This is a genomic window from Streptomyces azureus (assembly GCF_001270025.1).
In the GTDB taxonomy this organism is placed as follows: Bacteria; Actinomycetota; Actinomycetes; order Streptomycetales; family Streptomycetaceae; genus Streptomyces; species Streptomyces azureus.
This window is the reverse complement of sequence record NZ_DF968249.1, coordinates 13,101-33,356: the sequence shown is the minus strand read 5'-3', so window position 1 is coordinate 33,356 and position 20,256 is coordinate 13,101. Positions and strand designations below refer to the sequence as shown.

The following is a 20,256-nucleotide window of genomic DNA, read 5'->3' as shown; positions in this document are numbered from 1 at the left end:
AACGCGACCAGAATGGGCCGCACCAGCTCCGAGGAGAACACCATGGCCAAGTACCTGCTGCTGAAGCACTACCGCGGCGCCCCGGCTCCGGTCAACAACGTGCCGATGGACCAGTGGACCCCGGAGGAGATCTCGGCGCACATGCAGTACATGAACGACTTCGCGGCCCGGCTGGAGAAGACCGGCGAGTTCGTCGACGGTCAGGCCCTCGCCCCCGAGGGAGCATGGGTCCGCTACGACGGTGAGGGGCGCCCGCCGGTCACCGACGGCCCGTTCGCGGAGACCAAGGACCTCATCGCCGGCTGGATGATCATCGACGTCGACAGCTACGAGCGCGCCGTCGAGCTGGCCGGGGAGCTGTCGGCCGCCCCCGGTGCGGGCGGCAAGCCGATCCACGAATGGCTGGAGCTGCGCCCGTTCTACGGCGTGACGCCCACCATCACGGAGTGACGACTCAGATGGACGAGGCCCTGCTCCGGAGCCTCACGCCGAGCGTGCTCGCCATCCTCGTCCGCCGCGGAGCCGACTTCGCGGCGGCCGAGGACGCCGTGCAGGACGCGCTCGTCGAAGCGCTGCGGGTCTGGACCGCCGACCCTCCGCGGGATGCCAAGGGCTGGCTGGTCACCGTGGCCTGGCGCAAGTTCCTCGACGCGACGCGCGCCGACGCCGCCCGCCGTCGGCGTGAGGACCGCGTCGACGAGGAGCCGGCGCCCGGGCCCGCGCCCGCGGTGGACGACACGCTCCAGCTCTACTTCCTGTGCGCCCACCCGTCGCTGACGCCGTCGTCCGCCGTCGCGCTCACGCTGCGCGCCGTCGGCGGGCTGACCACCCGCCAGATCGCCCAGGCCTATCTGGTGCCCGAGGCGACCATGGCGCAGCGCATCAGCCGGGCCAAGCGCACCGTCTCCGACGTTGGGTTATCCCCTGCTCGAGCGAAGTCGAGAGCTTGGGGAAGGTTCGACCAGCCCGGCGATGTCGCCACCGTGCTGCGCGTCCTCTACCTGGTCTTCAACGAGGGCTACTCCGGCGACGTCGACGTCGCCGCCGAGGCCATCCGACTCACCCGGCAGCTCGCGGCCGCGATCGACCACCCCGAGGTGGCGGGGCTGCTGGCCCTCATGCTGCTCCACCACGCCCGGCGTGCCGCCCGGACGGCGCCCGACGGCAGCCTGGTTCCGCTCGCCGAGCAGGACCGAGGCCGGTGGGACACCGCATCGACCGCCGAGGGCGTCGGGATCCTCCAGGCGGCCCTCGCCCGCGACCGGCTGGGCGAGTTCCAGGCTCAGGCCGCCATCGCGGCCCTCCACGCCGACGCGCCCACCGCCGAGGAGACCGACTGGGTGCAGATCGTCGAGTGGTACGACGAGCTCACGCGCCTGACCGACAGCCCGGTCGTCCGGCTCAACCGCGCGGTCGCCGTCGGGGAGGCCGACGGACCGCGCGCCGGCCTGGCGGCGCTCGCGGCGCTGGACGAGTCCCTGCCCCGCCACGCCGCGGTGGCGGCGTACCTCCACGAGCGCGACGGCGACCTGGCGACGGCGGCGCGGCTGTACGTCGAGGCGGCTCACAAGGCACCCAACCTCGCCGAACGCGCACACCTGACCCGCCAGGCCGCCCGGCTCAACGCCCGCCGAAGTGGCTGACGGGTCGTGCCCGGATCTACGACAGCCCAACCACTCACACCGGGATGGCAGGCTTGGGGGCATGCGCCGACCGTTCGCCATCCTCGCCGCGGCCCTCCTCGTGGGCGCCCTCGCCGTGCCCGCCTCAGCCGCCGACGGCGACGAGGACTTCACGATCAAGGACCCGCGCATCACCGAGTCCAGCGGTCTGGCGGCCTCCCGACAGCACCCCGGCATCTACTGGACGCACAACGACAGCGACGACGGCCCCTACATCTACGCCGTCGACAGCAGCACGGGCGAGACCGTCGCCCGCCTCACCCTCACCGGCGTCGGCACGCCCCGGGACGTCGAGGCCATCTCCGTCGGCCCGGACAACCGGATCTACGTCGGCGACATCGGCGACAACCTCGGCGGCAGCTGGCCTCACGTGTGGATATACGAGCTGCCCGAACCGAAGACGCTGGGGAACCAGACGATCCGGGCCACCCAGTACGTCGTGAAGTACTCCGACGGGGCCCGTGACGCCGAGTCCCTCGTCGTGCATCCCAAGACCGGCCGCGCCTACATCGTCGACAAGAACGAGCAGGGCGGGCACCTGTACGAGGGTCCCGCCGAGCTCTCCGCCTCGGGCACGAACGTCTTCCGGCCCGTCGCAGCCGTGCCCGACCTGGAGGCCACCGACGCCACGCTCTCCCCGGACGGCGAACACCTCGTCGTCCGCAGCTACTTCGGCGCGATCGCGTACGACTGGAACGGCGGGAAGATCAAGCGGAAGGAGCGGCTCGGCGTGCCGTTCCTCGGGCAGGGCGAGTCCGTCACGTACACCGCCGACGGAACGAGGCTCATGTACGGCGCCGAGGGGGCCGACAGCTCGGTGGAGGGACAGGACGCGCCCGGTGGCTCCGGCTCCTCCTCCGGCAGCGGGAATCCGGCCGCACGGGACGACGGCGCCGGCGGCGACGGGCTCGGCGGCAACCTGAAGACCGGCGCCATCGCCGTGGCCGTGGCCTGCGCCGCCCTGCTCGGTCTGCGCGGGCTGAGGCGGCGCGGCTAGCAACCGGAAGGCGGCGCAACCAGCGACCGGAAGCGGCGCGGCCGGCAGCCGGGGGCGGCGGCCTACGAGGCCGACTCGCCCCGGCGTTGCGCCACGAGTACCTCCAAGCCGTCCAGGATCCGCTGGAGTCCGAACCCGAAGTGGTCGAAGTCGGTCCCGAACGTGTCCTCGGAGAGCGACGCCATCACCGGGTAGCGGCCCGAGGCCAGGACCTTCTCCAGCACCGGCACCTGCGCCTGCCAGAACTCCGTGTCCGTCAGGCCCGTCCGGCGCTCCGCCTCCTGCTCGTAGAGCTGCGTGCGCGCGGCCCCGACGACGTACCCGTCGATCATGACGATCGTGGAGACCAGCTCGGGGTCGGTCAGCCCCATCGGGCGGATCAGGGCGAGGACCTTCTCCATGCCGTCCATGGCGCTCGGGCCGAGGATCGGGCGGGACTGGTTGACCTGGAGCAGCCAGGGGTGGCGGCGGTAGAGGGCGAGGATCTCGCGGGCCATGGCCTCCAGGGCGGCGCGCCAGCCGCCGTCGCCCAGGTCGGCCGGATTCTCGGAGGGGCGCTGGACCCGGTCCAGCATCAGGTCGAGCAGCTCGCCCTTGCCGGGAACGTACCGGTAGAGCGACATGGTGCCGGTGCCGAGTTCGGCGGCGACGCGGCGCATGGAGAGCCCCTCCAGGCCTTCCGTGTCCGCGACCTGGACGGCCGCTTCCACGATCCGGTCCAGGGTCAGGGTCGGCTTGGGGCCGCGGCTGGGACGCCGGCCGGTGTCCCACAGCAGTTCGAGGGTGCGGGCGATGTCGCCGCTGCCGCTGGTCTCCGTACTGCCCGTACTGCCCGTGTCGCTCGTCCTGCTCGTGCCGCTCTCCATGGAACCCAGCTTAGGTCCCTGAAGAAAAACTGAGTACGGTGTACGCGCAATCGGGTACGCTGTACTCAGTTTGATGCCGGACGCAGGGCGCGAGCACACGGGAGGGGCGGCATGGACGGATACGCGGTGCGGGCCGAGGCGCTGGAGAAGCGGTACGGCGAGAAACGCGCCCTCGACGGTTTCGACCTGGCGGTACGCGAGGGCACGGTGCACGGCCTGCTCGGGCCGAACGGGGCGGGCAAGACCACCGCCGTCCGTATCCTGTCCACGCTGGTCAGGCTGGACGGGGGCAGGGCGACGGTCGCCGGGCTGGACGTGGCCCGGCAGCCGCGCGAGGTGCGGGCCCGGATCGGACTCACGGGGCAGTACGCGGCGGTGGACGAGGTGCTCACCGGCCGGCAGAACCTGGAGATGTTCGGCCGGTTGTTCCACCTGGGCGGCAGGCGGGCCCGGCTCCGGGCGACCGAACTGCTGGAGCAGTTCGACCTGACCGACGCCGGCGACCGGGGCGTCGGCAAGTACAGCGGCGGCATGCGGCGCCGCCTCGACCTCGCCGCGTCGATGATCCTCGCCCCGGCCGTCCTCTTCCTCGACGAGCCGACGACCGGTCTCGACCCCCGTAGCCGTGGGGAAGTCTGGGAGTCCGTAAGGGCGTTGGTGGCAGGCGGCACGACCGTGCTGCTGACCACGCAGTACCTGGAGGAGGCCGACAAACTCGCCTCCCGCATCACCGTCATCGACCAGGGGCGGGCCATCGCCGACGACACCCCGGACGGGCTGAAGAACCTGGTCGGCGGCGACCGTATCGAGGTCGTGGTCGCCGAGCGGGCCGAGATCCCGCGGGTGGTGAAGGTGGTCGCCCGCGTCACGGACGGCGAACCCGAGGCGGACGAGGCCGAGTTGCGGGTGCACGCCCCGGTCGCCGACCGGGTCACGGCGCTCACCGAGGTGGCGCGGACCCTCCAGGACGAGGCCGTCCGCGTCGAGGACATCGGGCTGCGCAGGCCCAGCCTCGACGACGTGTTCCTGCGTCTGACCGGACACCGCACGGAAAGCACGGAAGCCAAGGAGGCGGCGGCGTGACCACCCTCGACCTGACCGCGCGGAGCGACCGCGGCCGTGTGTACTGGCTGTTCGCCGACTGCTGGAACCTCGTCCGCCGCGGCCTGACCCACTACCAGCGCCAGCCCGTCAACATCGCCTGGCAACTGGGATTCCCGATCCTCTCCGTGCTGCTGTACGGCTATGTTTTCGGCAGCGCGATGAAGGTGCCGGACGGCGGGAACTACAAGGACTTCCTGATGCCGGGCATGTTCGCGATGACCATGGCGTTCGGCTTCATCAACACGGCGACCCTCGTGGTCCACGACTCCACCAAGGGCGTCATCGACCGCTTCCGCTCCATGCCGATGGCGTCCTCCGCCGTGGTGGCCGGGCGCGGTGTCACCGATCTCATCGCCGCCTGCGCCGAGTTGGTGATCATGATGCTCACCGCGTTGGCCATGGGCTGGCGGCCGGACGGGGGCCTCGGCTTCCTCGGCGCGTTCGGGCTGCTGCTGTGGCTGCGGTTCGCGCTGATCTGGATCGGCGTGTGGCTCGGCCTGCTCGTGCCCAACCCCGAGGCCGCGGGCGGTCTGTTCGCGGTCGCCTTCCCGCTGACCATGATCTCCAGCATCTTCGTCGCCCCGCAGCTCATGCCCGACTGGCTGGGCTGGGTGGCGATATGGAACCCGATCTCCTCCACGGCGGCGGCGACCCGCGAACTGTTCGGCACGCCGGTCGGCGGTGACACCTGGGTCGAGCAGCACGCGCTGCTGATGGCCGGGGTGTGGCCGGTGATCCTGACGCTCATCTTCCTGCCGCTGGCGGTGCGGCGGTTCAAGAAGCTGAGCCGCTAGCGAGCGGAACACGCACCTCCCGGAGGCTTGACGTGCTCATGGTGCGTCAGTTTCCTGGGAGGTGCGCGGCGTATTGGGAGCGCTCCCATCCGTGTTCCGGGGCCGCGCCTCCCCCGAGAGGAAGCAGCCATGTTCCGCACTCTGCGAAGAGCGCTGTGCGTCGCCGCGGCGCTCCTGTTACCCCTGGCCGGTACGCAGTCGGCACACGCCGACGTCGACGCGCGGGCCGGCGCCGGCTACTGGCACACCAGCGGCCGGCAGATCCTGGACGCGGCCGGCCAGCCGGTCCGTATCGCCGGCATCAACTGGTTCGGCTTCGAGACCGCGAACCACGTCGTCCACGGCCTGTGGGCCCGCGACTACAAGAGCATGATCGACCAGATGAAGTCGCTGGGCTACAACACCATCCGGATGCCCTACAGCGACGACATCCTCAAGCCCGGCACCATGCCCGACAGCATCAACCACGACGGCAAGAACACCGACCTGCGCGGGCTGACGTCCTTGCAGGTCCTGGACCGGATCGTGGCGTACGCCGGTCAGGCCGGCCTCAAGATCGTCCTCGACCGGCACCGCCCGGACGCGGCGGGCCAGTCGGCGCTCTGGTACACGGCGTCGGTCCCCGAGTCGACCTGGATCGCCAACCTCAAGTTGCTGGCGGCCCGTTACAAGGGCAACTCCACCGTGATCGGCATCGACCTGCACAACGAGCCCCGCGACCCCGCCTGCTGGGGCTGCGGCGACACGGCCCGGGACTGGCGCCTGGCCGCCCAGCGCGCGGGCAACGCGGTGCTGTCGGTCAACCCCGAGCTGCTGATCATGGTCGAGGGCGTGCAGTCGTACAACGGCGCCAACGGCTGGTGGGGCGGCAACCTCATGGGCGTCGCCCAGCACCCGGTCCAGCTGGACGTCCCGAACCGGCTGGTCTACTCGGCCCACGACTACGCCACGTCGGTTGCCCAGCAGCCGTGGTTCAGCGACCCGTCGTTCCCCGCCAACATGCCGGAGGTCTGGGACCGGTACTGGGGCTACATCTTCAAGCAGAACATCGCGCCGGTGTGGCTCGGCGAGTTCGGTACGACGCTCCAGCCGGCGGTGGACCAGAAGTGGCTGTCCGCGCTGGTGACGTACCTGCGGTCGACGTCGGCGTACGGCGCCGACAGCTTCCACTGGACGTTCTGGTCCTGGAACCCCAACTCCGGTGACACGGGCGGGATCCTGAAGGACGACTGGCAGACCGTGGACACCGTGAAGGACGGGTACCTGGCGGCCGTCAAGGCGCCGGGCTTCGCGGGCGGCGGCTCCGGGCCCGGCCCGGGCGGCCCGGGCGAACCGGGCGGTGGTTCGGCCGCCTGCTCTGCCGCCTACACCGTCAGCAGCGACTGGGGCGGCGGTTTCAACGCCGAGGTGAAGGTGACCAACACGGGCAGCGTTCCGCTCAAGTCCTGGACGGTGAGCTGGACCTGGACCGGCTCCCAGAAGGTCACCAGCATGTGGAACGCCTCGCACACCCAGAGCGGCGCGACCGTCACGGCGGTGAACGCCGCGCACAACGGGAGCGTGCCGGCGGGGGGTTCGACGAGCTTCGGCCTCGGAGGTACTCCCGGGGGCGGTGCCGTGCCGAGTGTGAGGTGCACGGCGATGTGACGTCGGTGTGACGGGGGCGCTCGGTCCTCGCCGGGCGCCTCCGGATCACCCGCGTACCTGGCCATGTACCTGACCAGGGTGCTCGTCGGGAGTGCCCTTCTGCTGGTGCGGAAGATTCCATGCCGGTCCGCCCCGCAGCGGCGTACTCTAAACCTTATGGTGCTTAATAGTGCCAACACAGGGCATACGGGACAGGAATCATCGAGCGATCCGAGCCTCCCTGTGTTCGTCGATACCTCAGGTCGGCGTGCGCGGAACCTGCGGCGCACCGGTTACGGGCTGGCCGCCTGTGCAGCCACTTATATGGCGGTGCTGGGGCTGAGCCTGATGGGAGCAACGCCCTTTGCGCCGGGGACGATCCTGCCCGGTGACATAGCGGCGCCTGCCGCACCGGAATCCCGCACCCCGGGCCGGACGCCCCTGGCACCGCCGGACGGCCCTTCGGGCGCGGTCGGCCCGAGCACCCTGATCGTTCCGCAGCTCACCGCGCCCGGCCCTCCCCTTGCTCCGCCCCTTGTGCCCGGGAACCCACCGAACAGCGCACCGGCACCTCCTGACACACCAGAACCACAGGTACCAACGCCACAAGCGCCACTCCTACCGGCGCAGCCCACGGTCACCGATGCCCCTCCCGCTCCCGCCCCTGCACCCGGCACGGGCAGCACTCCCGCCTCGCCTCCGCCCTTGCCCTCACCTGCTCCGCCGAGCAGTGCCCCACCCGCTCCACCGGCGCCTGAGCCCCCGGCTCCAGCGCCGCCACAGCCCCCGGCGCCAGCGCCGCCACCCGCTCCACCGGCACCCGCCCCACCGGCACCTGAGCCGTCGGCGTCAACGCCGCCATCCGCCCCTCAGCCCACAGGGCCGGCGGCCATCCCCTCGGCACCGCCCGGTGCCGTGGCCGAACCCCCGCCCCCCGACCCATCGGTGGCCGAGGCCCCCTGATGCGGCGGCGCCCTGACCGGTCACCCGGCCGCTCACCGAGGTCGCCCGGCCCGCGGCGGACGCGAGCACCCCTGTCGCCCCGGCACCGCTTCCGCATCCTCGTTCCCCTCGTCCTGCTGGCTTTCGTCGCCTCGGTGCTCCTGGTCGAGGGGTACACCACCAGGGGCTTCGCCGGCGACCAGGAAGGGCGCGGCGGACGACCGGCCACCGGCGTCCCCCGCAGGATCGCCGACGGCGGCCCGATCGTCGACACCACCCACGATCACCTGCGGACGTATCGCACACCGGACAAGACCGTCGTCCTGACCTTCGACGACGGCCCCGACCCCACCTGGACGCCCCGCATACGGTCCGTTCTCGACCACCACCGCACGCCCGGCACCTTCTTCGTCACCGGGCAACAGACCAGCCGGCACCCGGGAGTTCTGCGCAGTGTGGTCCGCTCCGGACACGAGATCGGCGTGCACACCTTCTCCCACCGGGACCTGACCACCCAGTCCGCGAGCGCCGTCGACCGTGAGCTGGCGCTGACCCAACTCGCCCTCGCAGGGGCCGCAGGCATCAACACGTCACTGATGCGGATGCCCTACTCCTCGACCCCTTCCGCCCTCGACGCCAGGGCGTGGTCCGTGGCCCAGCGCCTGGGCGAGAAGGGCTACGTCCTGGCGTTCATCGACCAGGACACCAACGACTGGCGTCGGCCGGGCGCCCGGGCGATCGCCGATGCTGCCACACCGAGCGCGCCGGGCAGGGGTGCGGTCCTCCTCCTGCACGACGCGGGAGGGGACAGATCACAGACCGTCGAAGCCCTCAAGACCCTGATCCCCCGGCTGAAGGCACAGGGCTATCGCTTCACCACTCTCGCCGATCTCGTCGGCACCGACAGTTTCACCAGCCCCGTCGATACGGCGGACCGGTGGAGTGGCCGCATCTTCGTGGCCGCTGTGGCGGTGTCGGGGGCAGCGGTGTCGGCCGTCGGCGTGCTGCTGCTGGTGGTCGGTTCGCTCGTCCTCGCACGATGTGTGCTCCTGCTCGTCCTGGCCCGTCACCACGCCCGCCGTCAACGGCGCTCCCACAGCGGCCGACGCGGGCCCGTCACCCAGCCCGTCAGCGTCGTGATACCCGCCTGCAACGAGGAGCTGTGCATCGCCAAGACGCTCCGCTCCCTCGCTGCGAGCGACCACCCCGTCGAGATCATCGTCGTGGACGACGGGTCCCGCGACGGCACCGCCGGCATCGCGCAGTCACTCGCCCTCGCGAACGTCACCGTCATCCGCCGGCCCAACGGCGGCAAACCCTCCGCCCTCAACACCGGCCTCCTGCGGGCCTCCCACGACCTGGTCGTCATGCTGGACGCCGACACCGTCTTCGCCCCCTCGACCGTCGGCCGCCTCGTCCAGCCGTTCGCCGACCCCCGCGTCGGCGCCGTCGCAGGCAACGCCAAGGTCGGCAACCGCCGGCGGCTGCTCGGCCGGTGGCAGCACATCGAGTACGTCATGGGCTTCAACCTCGACCGCCGCATGTACGACCTGCTGCGCTGTCTGCCCACCGTCCCCGGTGCTGTGGGGGCATTCCGCGCCGAGGCCCTGCGGGACGCCGGAATGATGAGTGCGGACACCCTCGCCGAGGACACCGACATCACCATGGCCCTGCACCGGGCCGGGTGGGAGGTCCGCTACGCGCCGGACGCACTCGCCTGGACCGAGGCACCGTCCTCGTTGCGGGAACTGTGGCGCCAGCGCTACCGATGGAGCTACGGCACGATGCAGGCCACGTGGAAGCACCGTCACGCGCTGCTCGAGCGTGGCCATGCCGGCCACTTCGGCCGCCTCGGTCTGCCCTTGCTGGCCGTCTTCCAGATCTTCACCCCCCTGCTCGCCCCGCTGATCGACCTACTGGCCCTCTACGGCCTGGTGTTCGGGAACCCGCGCACCACCGTGCTGGCCTGGAGCGGTGTGCTGGCGGTGCAGGCCGTCTGCGCCGTGTACGCCTTCCATCTCGACGGCGAGAGGCTCCGGCACCTGTGGGCGCTTCCTCTTCAGCAGGTCGTCTACCGCCAGGTGATGTATCTGGTCCTCACCCAGGCCTGCCTGACCGCGATCAACGGCTACCGACTTCCCTGGCAGCGACTCAAACGCAGTGGAGACGTGATGCTGCCTCCCCAGCCCTCCACCCGCCGGACGTGAACTCCCCTGCCGCGAGCCCTGCGCGGAATGGCTCATCCCGTTCATCGAGGCCCCTGACGCGTTCTGACGTGACCCTGTTCCACTTCCACCTGTTCGAGCCTCCTCGGTGAATCGCACGTGCCCGGCCGAGGGGCCGTCAGCTTCGCGATGGCCAAAGTTCCTCGTGCTACACGTCCCGCACTGAGCGGCAGGGGCTCCAAGGGATCGTCTGGACTGTCCTGTCAGGGCCCCAGAACACCAAGACGGAGACCCGGTGCGCCGGCGAGGCGGCGGAGGGAGGGCAGGACCGGACCGCAGGCCTCATGCGGCCCCCCTCTCGGGCTCATGGCCTGCTAGGGACGGGATAGTCCAACTACCCTTCCTTTCAGAGGATTTGGGCGCAGGGGATGACTCGATTTGGTCAAATCTTTGTCGATTACGTACTGGCATGGCGTGCTCTTCCGAAACGATGCGGCACGGACCGTGTGACACACGTTCCTGACCCCCCTCACCGTTTTGAGAGAACTCCATGAGAAGAAGCGCAGCCGTCCTGTGCGGCGCGACTGTCGTACTGGCCGGGACACTCACCGCCGTCCCCGCCAACGCCAGCGCGTCGCCCTCCGCGAACACCGCCCAGGCCGCGAAGGTCGCTTGGAAGAAGTGCGGCACGGAGGACTACCCGACGCTCCAGTGCGCGTCGGTGAAGGTGCCGCTCGACTACGCGAAGCCGCAGGGGAAGCAGATCACGCTGGCGCTGTCCCGCGTGCCGCACACCGCGAAGAAGTACCAGGGCCCGCTGCTGGTCAACCCCGGCGGCCCCGGTGGCAGTGGCCTGACGCTGGCCGGTTTCGTCGCGTCCTCCCTGCCCAAGGAGGTCGCCGCCCAGTACGACGTCGTCGGCTTCGACCCGCGCGGCGTGGGCAAGAGCCAGCCCGCCCTGGACTGCAAGCCGGGCCACTTCGACCCCGTGCGACCCGACTCCGTACCGAGCACCCCGGCGATCGAGAAGGCCAACCTCGACCGCGCCAAGTCCTTCGCCCAGGCCTGCGGCAGGAAGTACGCCGACGTCCTGCCGTACATCAACACGGTCAGCGCCGTGAAGGACATGGACTCGATCCGCAAGGCCCTCGGCGCCAAGAAGATCAACTACTTCGGCTACTCGTACGGCACCTACCTCGGCGCGGTCTACTCCAAGCTGTACCCCGAGCGGGTGCGGCGCCTGGTGCTGGACTCGATCGTCGACCCGACCGGGGTCTGGTACGACGCCAACATCAAGCAGGACTACGCCTTCGACAAGCGCCACAAGGCGCTGATGGCGTGGATCGCGAAGTACAACTCCACGTACAAGCTCGGCACCGACCCGGCGAAGATCGAGGCCAAGTGGTACGCCATGCGGGCGGCCCTGGCCAAGAAGCCGGCGGGCGGCAAGGCGGGCGCCTCCGAACTGGAGGACATCTTCATACCCGGCGGCTACAACAACGCCTACTGGCCCACCCTCGCCCAGACGTTCGCGGCGTACGTCAACAAGCACGACACCGCTGCGCTGGTCAAGGCGTACGACAACATCGCCGCCATCGACGCCTCCGGCGACAACGGCTACAGCGTCTACGCCGCGGTGCAGTGCCGTGACGCGTCCTGGCCGCGCGACTGGAAGCAGTGGCGCAAGGACAACTGGGCGGTGTACGAGAAGGCGCCGTTCATGGCCTGGAACAACGCCTGGTACAACGCGCCGTGCGCGTTCTGGCCGACGAAGTCGCTGAAGCCGGTGAACGTCTCCAACACCAAGCTCCCGCCGGCGCTGCTGTTCCAGGCGACGGACGACGCGGCCACCCCGTACCAGGGCGGTGTCACCATGCACCGGCTGCTGCGCGGCTCCAGCCTGGTCGTGGAGCAGGGCGGCGGCAACCACGGCATCACGCTGAGCGGCAACGCCTGCCTCGACAAGCACCTGGCGACGTACCTCACCAGCGGCAAGGTGCCGCACGGCAGCGGCGTGGCCGACGCGGTCTGCAAGAAGCTGCCCGACCCGAAGCCGCAGGCTTCGGCGCAGAAGACGCCGAGCACACCCCAGTCGGCCGTCGCGGCGGTCGGCGACACCCTGCGCGGGATCCTGGGGTCCGTGGTCTGAGCGTGCCTGCGTGAGCATCGTCTGACGTGACATGAGGGGCGCCCGGTACATGCCGGGCGCCCCTTGCGTGGTCACGTGCGGACGCTGCCTCCGTACGAGGCGACCAAACGCGCCAGATGCCGTCCCGCCGCCTCCAGCGGGGTCTCGCTGCGGGCGACCTGGGACGCCAGTTCGGCTCCCTCCAGCGTGGCGATCACCGTGTGGGCCAGATCCTCCGCGTCCGCTTCGGCGAACCCCGCGGCGACCAGCTTCTCGGCGACCACGGCCCGCCAGCGGGCGAACGCCTCGGCCGCCGCCTGGTGAATGCCGGGGGCGCCGACCGCCGTGCCGACGACGGTCGAGGTGACCGGGCAGCCGTCGAGCCAGTCGGATTCGCGCAGCCCCTGGGCGAGTGAGGCGGTGAGCGCGACGAGGGCCTTCGCCGGGTCCGGCTCCGCGTCGAGCGACTCGCGCAACAGCTCGGTGAACTCCTCGTCGCCGAGCCGCACCGCGGCCGTGCCGAGCTCCTGCTTGCCGCCGGGGAAGAAGTGGTAGACCGAGCCGAGCGTCGCCCCGGCCTCGCGGGAGATCTGCTTGATGCCGGTGCCCTCGTAGCCCTGGCGCTGCATCAGGCGTGAGGCCGTACGGACGATCCGCTCGCGGGTGCCGGCGGTCTCGAGGTCGTGCGGGGCCTTGGTCTTCACGCCACCACTCTACCGAGCTAGAGCGATCGCTCTAGTCGTCGTGCTAGGTTCCTCTCTGGATAGAGCGTTCGTTCTAGTCATCGTTTCAGTGATCCTCGGGGAGATTTCTGTGAGTCCGTCCTCTGTGAATTCCTCTGCTGTGCAGCCCTCGTCCGGCGTGTCGTCCGTCACCGTCATCGGTCTCGGCCCCATGGGTCGCGCGATGGCCGGTGCCTACCTGGACGCCGGCTACGACGTCACCGTCTGGAACCGCACCGCGAGCCGCGCCGACGAGCTGGTGGCCAGGGGCGCGGTGCGCGCCACCACCGTCGAGGAGGCGCTGGCGGCAGGCGAGGTGGTGGTGCTCAGCCTCACCGACTACGCCGCGATGTACGCCATCCTGGAGCCCGCCGCACCGGCCCTGGCGGGCCGCGTCCTGGTCAACCTCAGCTCGGACACCCCGGAGAGGGCCCGCGAGGGAGCGGCCTGGGCGGTCAAGCACGGGGCGCGTCACCTCACCGGCGGAGTCCAGACACCGCCGTCCGGCATCGGCTCGCCGGATTTCGACACCTTCTACAGCGGCCCGCGGGACCTCTTCGAGCGGTACGAGGACGTTCTGAAGGTCATCACGGGCACCGACTACCGCGGGGAGGACCCGGGCCTGGCCGCGCTCTACTACCAGCTCCAGATGGACCTCTTCTGGACCGCCCTGACCGCCTGGCTGCACACACTGGCGCTGGCGGACGCGAACGGCATCAGCGCCTCGGAGATCACGCCGTACGCGGCGCAGACGCTGGGCGGGATGGGCCAGTTCCTCGACTTCTACACGCCGCGGATCGAGGCGGGGCGGCACTCGGGCGACGTCGAGCGGATCTCGATGGCCGTGGCGAGCATGGAGCACGTCGTGCACACGGCGCGGGACGCGGGCGTGGACCCCGCCCTGCCCGCCGCGGTGCTGGGCGCGTTCCGGCGCGCGTCGGCGGAAGGCTACGCGGAGGACAGCCTGACCCGGCTGTTCGAGGTGTTCGGGAGGGGAACGGCTGCCTGAGTACGAGCGAGGGCGCCCCGCACAGGCGGGGCGCCCTCGGTCACGTACGCGAGAGAGGTCAGAGCTTCTCGATCACGTAGTCGACGCACTTCGTGAGGGCCTCGACGTCCGCCGGGTCGATCGCCGGGAACATCGCGACGCGCAGCTGGTTGCGGCCGAGCTTGCGGTAGGGCTCGGTGTCGACGATGCCGTTGGCGCGCAGGACCTTGGCGACGGCGGCGGCGTCGACCTCGTCCGTGAAGTCGATCGTGCCGATGACCTGGGAGCGCTTGGCCGGGTCGGTGACGAACGGGTTCGCGAACTTGACGTCCTCGGCCCAGCCGTACAGCGTCCGCGCGGACGTGGCGGTGCGGCGGACCGACCAGTCCAGGCCGCCCTGGCCGTTGATCCACTCCAGCTGCTCGTTGAGGAGGAACAGGGTGGCGAGGGCCGGGGTGTTGTACGTCTGGTTCTTGCGGGAGTTGTCGATCGCCGTCGGCAGCGAGAAGAACTCGGGGACGTGCCGGCCGGACGCGTGGACGCGCTCCGCGCGCTCGATCGCGGCCGGGGAGAACACGCCGATCCACAGGCCGCCGTCGGAGGCGAAGGACTTCTGCGGGGCGAAGTAGTAGACGTCCGTCTCGGCGATGTCGACCGGGAGGCCGCCGGCGCCGGAGGTGGCGTCCACCAGGACCAGGGCGCCCTCGTCGGCACCGGCCACGCGCTTGATCGGCATGGCGACACCGGTCGAGGTCTCGTTGTGGGTGAACGCGTAGACGTCGACACCCGCCTCGGCGACCGGCTCGGGGTGCGTGCCCGGGTCGCTGGAGATGACGTCCGGCTCGGCCAGCCAGGGCGCGAGCCCCGCGGCCTTGGCGAACTTGGAGGAGAACTCGCCGAAGCTGAGGTGCTGCGACTTGTTCTCGATCAGACCGTGCGTCGCGATGTCCCAGAACGCGGTGGAGCCACCGTTGCCGAGGACCACCTCGTAACCGTCGGGGAGCTGGAACAGCTCGCGGATGCCCTCGCGCACCTTGCCGACCAGGTTCTTGACGGGGGCCTGGCGGTGGGAGGTGCCCATGAGGGAGGTACCACTGGCGGCGAGGGCGTCCAGCGCCTCCGTCCGCACCTTGGAGGGACCCGCGCCGAAACGACCGTCCGCGGGCTTGATGTCAGAGGGAATCCGGATCTCAGCCACGAAGGGGAGCGTAGCCGTTCACAGAAACACGGGCGAAACGTCGTCCGTCGGGTGAGACGGTGTTGAGTGGAGGCATGTCCAAACTTGAGACGGAGTTGCGGGCGGCCGTCCGGGGCGAGGTCGGGTTCGATGTCACCTCCCGGGCGCTGGTCACCATGGACGCGTCCAACTACCGCAGGGTCCCTCGTGGGGTCGTCGCGCCCGTGGACGCCGACGACGTGGCCGCCGTGCTGGCCGTCTGCCGGGAGCACGGCGTACCCGTCGTCGCCCGCGGCGCGGGCACGTCCATCGCCGGGCAGGCCACCGGCACCGGTGTCGTGCTGGACTTCACCCGGCACATGAACCGGCTGGTCGCTCTGGAGCCCGAGGCGCGTACGGCCGTCGTGCAGCCGGGGCTGGTGCTCGACCGGCTCCAGGAGGCGGCGGCTCCGCACGGGCTGCGGTTCGGGCCGGATCCGTCCACGCACAGCCGGTGCACGCTCGGCGGCATGATCGGCAACAACTCCTGCGGCTCGCACTCCGTGGCGTGGGGGACGACCGCGGACAGCGTGCGCGAGCTGGACGTGGTCACCGCGTTCGGGCGGCGGCTGCGGCTCGGGCAGGGCTGGGCCGGCGCGCCGGACGGCCTGCGGGAGCTCGTGGACGGCGAACTGGCCCGGTTGCGCACGGGCTTCCCGGAGCTGCCCCGCCGCATCTCCGGGTACGCGCTGGACGCCCTGCTGCCCGAGCGGGGCGCCGACGTGGCCCGCTCGTTCTGCGGTTCGGAGGGCACGCTGGGCGTGCTGACGGAGGCGGTCGTACGACTGGTCGAAGCACCACGCGCGCGTGCGCTGGCCGTGCTGGGCTACGCCGACGAGAGCGCGGCGGCCCAGGCGGCGGCCGGGCTGCTGCCCTTCGGCCCGCTGACGGTGGAGGGCATGGCGGCGGACCTGGTGCCGTCCGCGGCCGCGCTGCCGCGGGGCAGCGCCTGGCTGTTCGTGGAGACCGGCGGGGAGTCGGACGGGGAGGCACGCGCGCGTGCCGAGGCGATCGTGCGGGCGGCCGATGTCGTGGACGCCCTGGTGGTCACCGACCCGGCGGGGCAGCGCGCGCTGTGGCGGATCCGGGAGGACGCGAGCGGTACGGCGACCCGGATGCCGGACGGGAGGGAGGCGTGGCCCGGGTGGGAGGACTGCGCGGTGCCGCCCGCCCGGCTCGGGGCGTATCTGCGGGACTTCCGCGCGCTGCTCGGCGCGCACGGGCTGCGCGGCACGCCGTACGGGCACTTCGGGGACGGCTGCATTCACGTCCGTATCGACTTCGACCTGCTGACGGAGCCCGGCATCGCCCGTTTCCGGCGCTTCTCGGAGGAGCTCGCGGAGCTGGTGGTGGCGCACGGCGGTTCGCTGTCCGGGGAGCACGGGGACGGGCAGGCGCGGGCCGAGCTGCTGCCGAAGATGTACGGGCGGGAGATGGTGGGTCTGTTCGAGCGGGTGAAAGGGGTGTGGGACCCCGACGACCTCCTCAATCCCGGCATGCTGGTCCGCCCCGCGCCCCTGGACGCCGGCCTGCGCTTCTCCGTCCTGCCCCGTGAGCCCGTCGACGTCGCCTTCGGCTACCCCTTGGACGGCGGTGACTTCTCGGCGGCGGTGCGGCGCTGCGTGGGCGTCGCCAAGTGCCGTACGACATCAGTGTCCGGCTCCTCCGTCATGTGCCCGTCCTTCCGGGCGACCGGCGCGGAGGAGCACTCCACGCGCGGGCGTGCCCGGCTGCTGCACGAGATGCTCGCGGGTGAGGTGGTGACCGACGGCTGGCGTTCCACGGAGGTGCGGGACGCGCTGGACCTGTGCCTGTCCTGCAAGGGCTGCCGGTCGGACTGCCCGGTGGAGGTCGACATGGCCACGTACAAGGCGGAGTTCCTCCACCACCACTACGCCGGCCGACGCCGCCCGGCCGCGCACTACGCGATGGGCCGGCTGCCGGTGTGGCTCCGGGCCGTGACCCGTACGCGCACGGCACCGCTGGTCAACATCCTCGCCCGGATGCGCCCCTTCGCCTGGGCGGCGAAACGGCTGGGCGGCATCGCCCCGGAGCGGGAGATCCCGCGGCTGGCGACACGGACGTTCAGCCGGTGGTGGGAGCGGCGGCGGGGGGAGAGGGCTGCCGTCGGGGGTGACTCGGCTGTCGAGTCCGGCCCGGGCGCCGAGTCCGGCCCGCTTGCCGGCGGTGGTGGGTCCGGCAGGCCCGACGCGTCCGCCGGGGATGGCTCCGCCGCCGGGCGCGGCGATCTCGTCGTGTTGTGGCCCGACACCTTCACCGAGTACCTCTCGCCGTCCGTCGGGCAGGCCGCCGTCCGCGTGCTGGAGGCGGCCGGGTTGCGCGTGGCGCTTCCGCCGACCGTGCATCTGGCGAAACCGCCGGTGGGCGACGGCAGGACGGTCGCGCTCGACCCGCTGTCCCTGCTGCGGGGCCGTGGCCGTGTCTGCTGCGGACTGACGTACGTGTCGACGGGGCAGCTGGACCGCGCCCGAGCGGTCATGCGCCGCACGCTCGACCTGATGGAACCGGTGCTGGAGACCGACGCCCCGGTCGTGGTCCTGGAGCCGAGCTGCGCCGCGGCGCTCCGCACGGACGTCCCCGAGCTGCTGCACGACGACCCGCGCGCGGCCCGCCTCGCCGCCAAGGTCCTCACCTTCGCGGAGACGCTCGAACGCCACGCCCCCGACTGGGCACCGCCGCGCGTGGACCGCCCGGTGGCCGGCCAGACCCACTGCCACCAGCACGCGGTGCTGGGCGACGCCGCCGACCGCCGGTTGCGTCAAGCCGCTCTGCTCTCCGGCGAACTGAGCGGCGGCTGCTGCGGTCTCGCGGGAAACTTCGGCTTCGAGAAGGGCCACTACGAGGTGTCCACCGCGTGCGCGGAGGAACAGCTCCTGCCGTCGGTGCGGGACGTCCCGGACGGCACGGTGGTCCTGGCGGACGGCTTCTCCTGCCGCACGCAGCTGGAGCAGCTGGCGGGCGTGCGGGGGAGGCACCTGGCGGAGGTGCTGGCGGCGGCACTGGAGGAAGGAGCAGGCAATGACCCGGGGGTCGAGCGCTGAAGCGGGGCGAGTGGCCGTACTGTCCGACATCCACGGCGTCCTCCCCGCCCTGGAGGCCGTGCTCGCCGAGCCGGACGTCGCCGCCGCCGAGCACATCGTGCTCACCGGCGACATCGCGGCCGGCCCGCAACCGGGGGAGGCCATCGAGCTGCTGCGGGCGCAGGGCGACCGTGTGCTGTGGGTCGCGGGGAACGCCGACCGCGAGCTGGTCGAGATCGCCAGGGGCGAGCAGGACCGTTTCCCCGTCGCGATCACCCCGTACGCGGCACACCGACTGACTGCCGACCAGGTCGATTTCCTCGGCTCCCTGCCCACGTCCTTGACCCTCACCGTCCCCGGCCACGGCAAGGTCCTCTTCTGCCACGCCACACCCCGCGACGACGAGGAGATCGTCCTGGTCGACTCCCGCCCGGCCCGCTGGACGGAGGTGTTCACCGGCCTGGACGACGACATCCGCACGGTGGTGTGCGGTCACACCCACATGCCCTACGCCCGTCTGGCCCACGGCCGCCTGGTGGTCAACCCGGGCAGCGTCGGCATGCCGTACGGCCGCCCCGGCGCGCACTGGTGCCTGCTGGGCCCGGGCACCGATCTCCGCGTCACGCCGTACGACATCCCCACGGCGACCGCGCGGCTGATCGCCGAGTGCGCGTATCCGGACACCGCAGCCTGGGCCGACTACTACCTCAACGCCCGCGCGAGCGATGTGGACGCGCTTGAGGCGTTCGGGCCACGGGACGGCCGCAAACCGAGTGTCTGAGCCGGGGGAGGGGCGGAGCCGCTCCTAGGCTCGCGGCACCAGCCACTCGAAGGAGCCCGCGCATGAGCGTCCGCGTCCAGCCGATCACCCGTGACGAGCATCTCGCGTTCGTCGCGGCCCGCCCTTCCGCCAGTCACACGCAGATCCCGTCCTGGGGTGAGGTGAAGCCCGACTGGCGGGCGGAGAGCCTCGGCTGGTTCGAGGCCGGGCAGCTCGTCGGAGCCGGACTGGTGCTGCTGCGCCCGCTGCCCGGGCCGAAGCTGCCCGGGCTGCCCCGGTACCTGGCGTACCTGCCCGAGGGCCCGCTCATCGACTGGCACGAGCCCGGCCTCGAACGTCTGCTGGAGCCGATGGTCGCCCACCTCCGGCTACGGGGCGCCTTCGCTGTGCGGATGGGCCCGCCGGTCGTGGTGCGCCGCTGGAGCGCCGAGGCGGTCAAGGCGGCGATCGCGGACCCGGCCGCCCGGCGGCTGCGCGACGTGCGGGCGACGTCGTTCGAACCGCGTGCCCACCAGGTCGCGAACACCCTGCGCCGCATGGGCTGGCGGCAGACCGAACCCGGCGGCGAGGAGGGCTTCGCCGCAGGACAGCCCCGGTACGTCTTCCAGGTGCCGTTCGCCGGACGGTCGCTGGACGACATCCGCGGCGGCCTGAACCAGCAGTGGCGGCGCAACATCACCAAGGCGGACAAGGCCGGCGTGAAGGTCGTGCGCGGTGGTTACGAGGATCTGCCGGCCTTCCACGAGCTGTACTCCGAGACCGCCGAGCGGGACCGCTTCATCCCCCGCCCGCTGCCCTACTTCCAGCGCATGTGGAGCGCGCTCACGGCCGAGCACCCGGACCGGATGCGGCTCTACCTCGCGTACCACGACGGAGAGGTGCTGGCCGCCGCGACGATGCTGACCGTCGGCGACCACGTCTGGTACTCCTACGGCGCCTCCACCAGCCGGCGGCGCGAGGTCCAGCCGAGCAGCGCCGTGCAGTGGCGCATGATGACGGACGCCCATGAACTGGGCGCCGCCGTCTACGACCTGCGCGGCATCACCGACACGCTGGACGAGTCCAGCCACCTGCTGGGTCTGCTCCGGTTCAAGGTGGGCACCGGCGGCGAGGCCGTCGAGTACCTCGGCGAGTGGGACTTCCCGCTCAACCGGCTGCTGTACAAGGCGCTGAACCTGTACCTCGCCCGCCGCTGAGAGCCCGC

The 20,256-nt window shown here is 71.4% G+C and carries 15 protein-coding genes; 12 read left to right on the top strand and 3 right to left on the bottom strand.

The genetic code is table 11. The annotated features are described in order from the left end of the window. The first annotated feature begins 42 nt into the window (after positions 1-42). The 3 genes from AOQ53_RS13355 to AOQ53_RS13345 all read left to right on the top strand — a co-directional run bounded on the left by AOQ53_RS13355 (position 43) and on the right by AOQ53_RS13345 (position 2,679). Entirely contained in the window at positions 43-450 is a 408-nt protein-coding gene (locus AOQ53_RS13355; RefSeq protein WP_059417284.1) for a YciI family protein, read from the top strand. An 8-nt stretch (positions 451-458) separates the two neighbouring features. After that, positions 459-1,643 carry an RNA polymerase sigma factor gene (locus AOQ53_RS13350; RefSeq protein WP_059417255.1) on the top strand — a complete coding sequence of 395 codons (1,185 nt, stop codon included), beginning with the start codon at positions 459-461 and terminating at the stop codon, positions 1,641-1,643. Between the two features lie 61 nt (positions 1,644-1,704). After that, a complete protein-coding gene (locus AOQ53_RS13345) occupies positions 1,705-2,679 on the top strand; it encodes a hypothetical protein (protein WP_059417254.1) in 975 nt (324 codons plus the stop codon). Between the two features lie 62 nt (positions 2,680-2,741). Here the strand turns inward: AOQ53_RS13345 and AOQ53_RS13340 are convergent, their stop codons facing one another. After that, on the bottom strand, positions 2,742-3,545 hold the full coding sequence (locus tag AOQ53_RS13340) for a TetR/AcrR family transcriptional regulator (protein ID WP_059417253.1): 804 nt from the start codon (positions 3,543-3,545) through the stop codon (positions 2,742-2,744). Positions 3,546-3,656: 111 nt separating this feature from the next. Between AOQ53_RS13340 and AOQ53_RS13335 the strand changes: the two genes are divergently transcribed. The 5 genes from AOQ53_RS13335 to AOQ53_RS13310 all read left to right on the top strand — a co-directional run bounded on the left by AOQ53_RS13335 (position 3,657) and on the right by AOQ53_RS13310 (position 12,325). Further along, entirely contained in the window at positions 3,657-4,628 is a 972-nt protein-coding gene (locus tag AOQ53_RS13335; protein WP_059417252.1) for an ATP-binding cassette domain-containing protein, read from the top strand. Beyond that, on the top strand, positions 4,625-5,443 hold the full coding sequence (locus AOQ53_RS13330; RefSeq protein WP_059417251.1) for an ABC transporter permease: 819 nt from the start codon (positions 4,625-4,627) through the stop codon (positions 5,441-5,443). The genes AOQ53_RS13335 and AOQ53_RS13330 overlap by 4 nt, the downstream gene beginning before the upstream one ends. Before the next feature lie 129 nt (positions 5,444-5,572). Beyond that, a complete protein-coding gene (locus AOQ53_RS13325; RefSeq protein WP_059417250.1) occupies positions 5,573-7,090 on the top strand; it encodes a cellulase family glycosylhydrolase in 1,518 nt (505 codons plus the stop codon). 941 nt (positions 7,091-8,031) lie between these two features. Next, positions 8,032-10,218, top strand: a complete 2,187-nt coding sequence (locus tag AOQ53_RS13315; RefSeq protein ID WP_059417248.1) for a bifunctional polysaccharide deacetylase/glycosyltransferase family 2 protein — start codon at positions 8,032-8,034, stop codon at positions 10,216-10,218. Between the two features lie 508 nt (positions 10,219-10,726). Beyond that, a complete protein-coding gene (locus AOQ53_RS13310) occupies positions 10,727-12,325 on the top strand; it encodes an alpha/beta hydrolase (protein ID WP_059417247.1) in 1,599 nt (532 codons plus the stop codon). A gap of 71 nt (positions 12,326-12,396) precedes the next feature. On the opposite strand, the gene AOQ53_RS13305 is transcribed toward AOQ53_RS13310, so the two are convergent. Beyond that, a complete protein-coding gene (locus AOQ53_RS13305) occupies positions 12,397-13,008 on the bottom strand; it encodes a TetR/AcrR family transcriptional regulator (protein ID WP_059417246.1) in 612 nt (203 codons plus the stop codon). Between the two features lie 157 nt (positions 13,009-13,165). Here AOQ53_RS13305 and AOQ53_RS13300 point away from each other — a divergent pair, with 157 nt between their 5' ends. Continuing rightward, positions 13,166-14,035 carry an NAD(P)-dependent oxidoreductase gene (locus tag AOQ53_RS13300; RefSeq protein WP_269085447.1) on the top strand — a complete coding sequence of 290 codons (870 nt, stop codon included), beginning with the start codon at positions 13,166-13,168 and terminating at the stop codon, positions 14,033-14,035. Positions 14,036-14,093: 58 nt separating this feature from the next. On the opposite strand, the gene serC is transcribed toward AOQ53_RS13300, so the two are convergent. Continuing rightward, a complete protein-coding gene (gene serC, locus AOQ53_RS13295; RefSeq protein ID WP_059417244.1) occupies positions 14,094-15,212 on the bottom strand; it encodes a phosphoserine transaminase in 1,119 nt (372 codons plus the stop codon). A gap of 74 nt (positions 15,213-15,286) precedes the next feature. On the opposite strand from serC, the gene AOQ53_RS13290 reads away from it, so the two are divergent. From AOQ53_RS13290 to AOQ53_RS13280, 3 genes are all read left to right on the top strand, one after another. Continuing rightward, complete coding sequence (locus tag AOQ53_RS13290) at positions 15,287-18,292, top strand: FAD-binding and (Fe-S)-binding domain-containing protein (protein ID WP_059417243.1); 3,006 nt, start codon at positions 15,287-15,289, stop codon at positions 18,290-18,292. Beyond that, entirely contained in the window at positions 18,270-19,052 is a 783-nt protein-coding gene (locus AOQ53_RS13285; protein WP_059417242.1) for a metallophosphoesterase family protein, read from the top strand. The genes AOQ53_RS13290 and AOQ53_RS13285 overlap by 23 nt, the downstream gene beginning before the upstream one ends. A 62-nt stretch (positions 19,053-19,114) precedes the next feature. Further along, positions 19,115-20,248 (top strand): lipid II:glycine glycyltransferase FemX, encoded by a 1,134-nt coding sequence (locus tag AOQ53_RS13280; RefSeq protein ID WP_059417241.1) that lies wholly within the window; start codon positions 19,115-19,117, stop codon positions 20,246-20,248. Positions 20,249-20,256 lie beyond the last annotated feature (8 nt).

Bases quoted from the DNA above. Each gene is read 5' to 3' on its own strand.
- AOQ53_RS13355 (WP_059417284.1), top strand. From the start codon at position 43: ATGGCCAAGTACCTGCTGCTGAAGCACTACCGCGGCGCCCCGGCTCCG.
- AOQ53_RS13350 (WP_059417255.1), top strand. From the start codon at position 459: ATGGACGAGGCCCTGCTCCGGAGCCTCACGCCGAGCGTGCTCGCCATC.
- AOQ53_RS13345 (WP_059417254.1), top strand. From the start codon at position 1,705: ATGCGCCGACCGTTCGCCATCCTCGCCGCGGCCCTCCTCGTGGGCGCC.
- AOQ53_RS13340 (WP_059417253.1), bottom strand. From the start codon at position 3,545: ATGGAGAGCGGCACGAGCAGGACGAGCGACACGGGCAGTACGGGCAGT.
- AOQ53_RS13335 (WP_059417252.1), top strand. From the start codon at position 3,657: ATGGACGGATACGCGGTGCGGGCCGAGGCGCTGGAGAAGCGGTACGGC.
- AOQ53_RS13325 (WP_059417250.1), top strand. From the start codon at position 5,573: ATGTTCCGCACTCTGCGAAGAGCGCTGTGCGTCGCCGCGGCGCTCCTG.
- AOQ53_RS13315 (WP_059417248.1), top strand. From the start codon at position 8,032: ATGCGGCGGCGCCCTGACCGGTCACCCGGCCGCTCACCGAGGTCGCCC.
- AOQ53_RS13310 (WP_059417247.1), top strand. From the start codon at position 10,727: ATGAGAAGAAGCGCAGCCGTCCTGTGCGGCGCGACTGTCGTACTGGCC.
- AOQ53_RS13290 (WP_059417243.1), top strand. From the start codon at position 15,287: ATGTCCAAACTTGAGACGGAGTTGCGGGCGGCCGTCCGGGGCGAGGTC.
- AOQ53_RS13285 (WP_059417242.1), top strand. From the start codon at position 18,270: ATGACCCGGGGGTCGAGCGCTGAAGCGGGGCGAGTGGCCGTACTGTCC.
- AOQ53_RS13280 (WP_059417241.1), top strand. From the start codon at position 19,115: ATGAGCGTCCGCGTCCAGCCGATCACCCGTGACGAGCATCTCGCGTTC.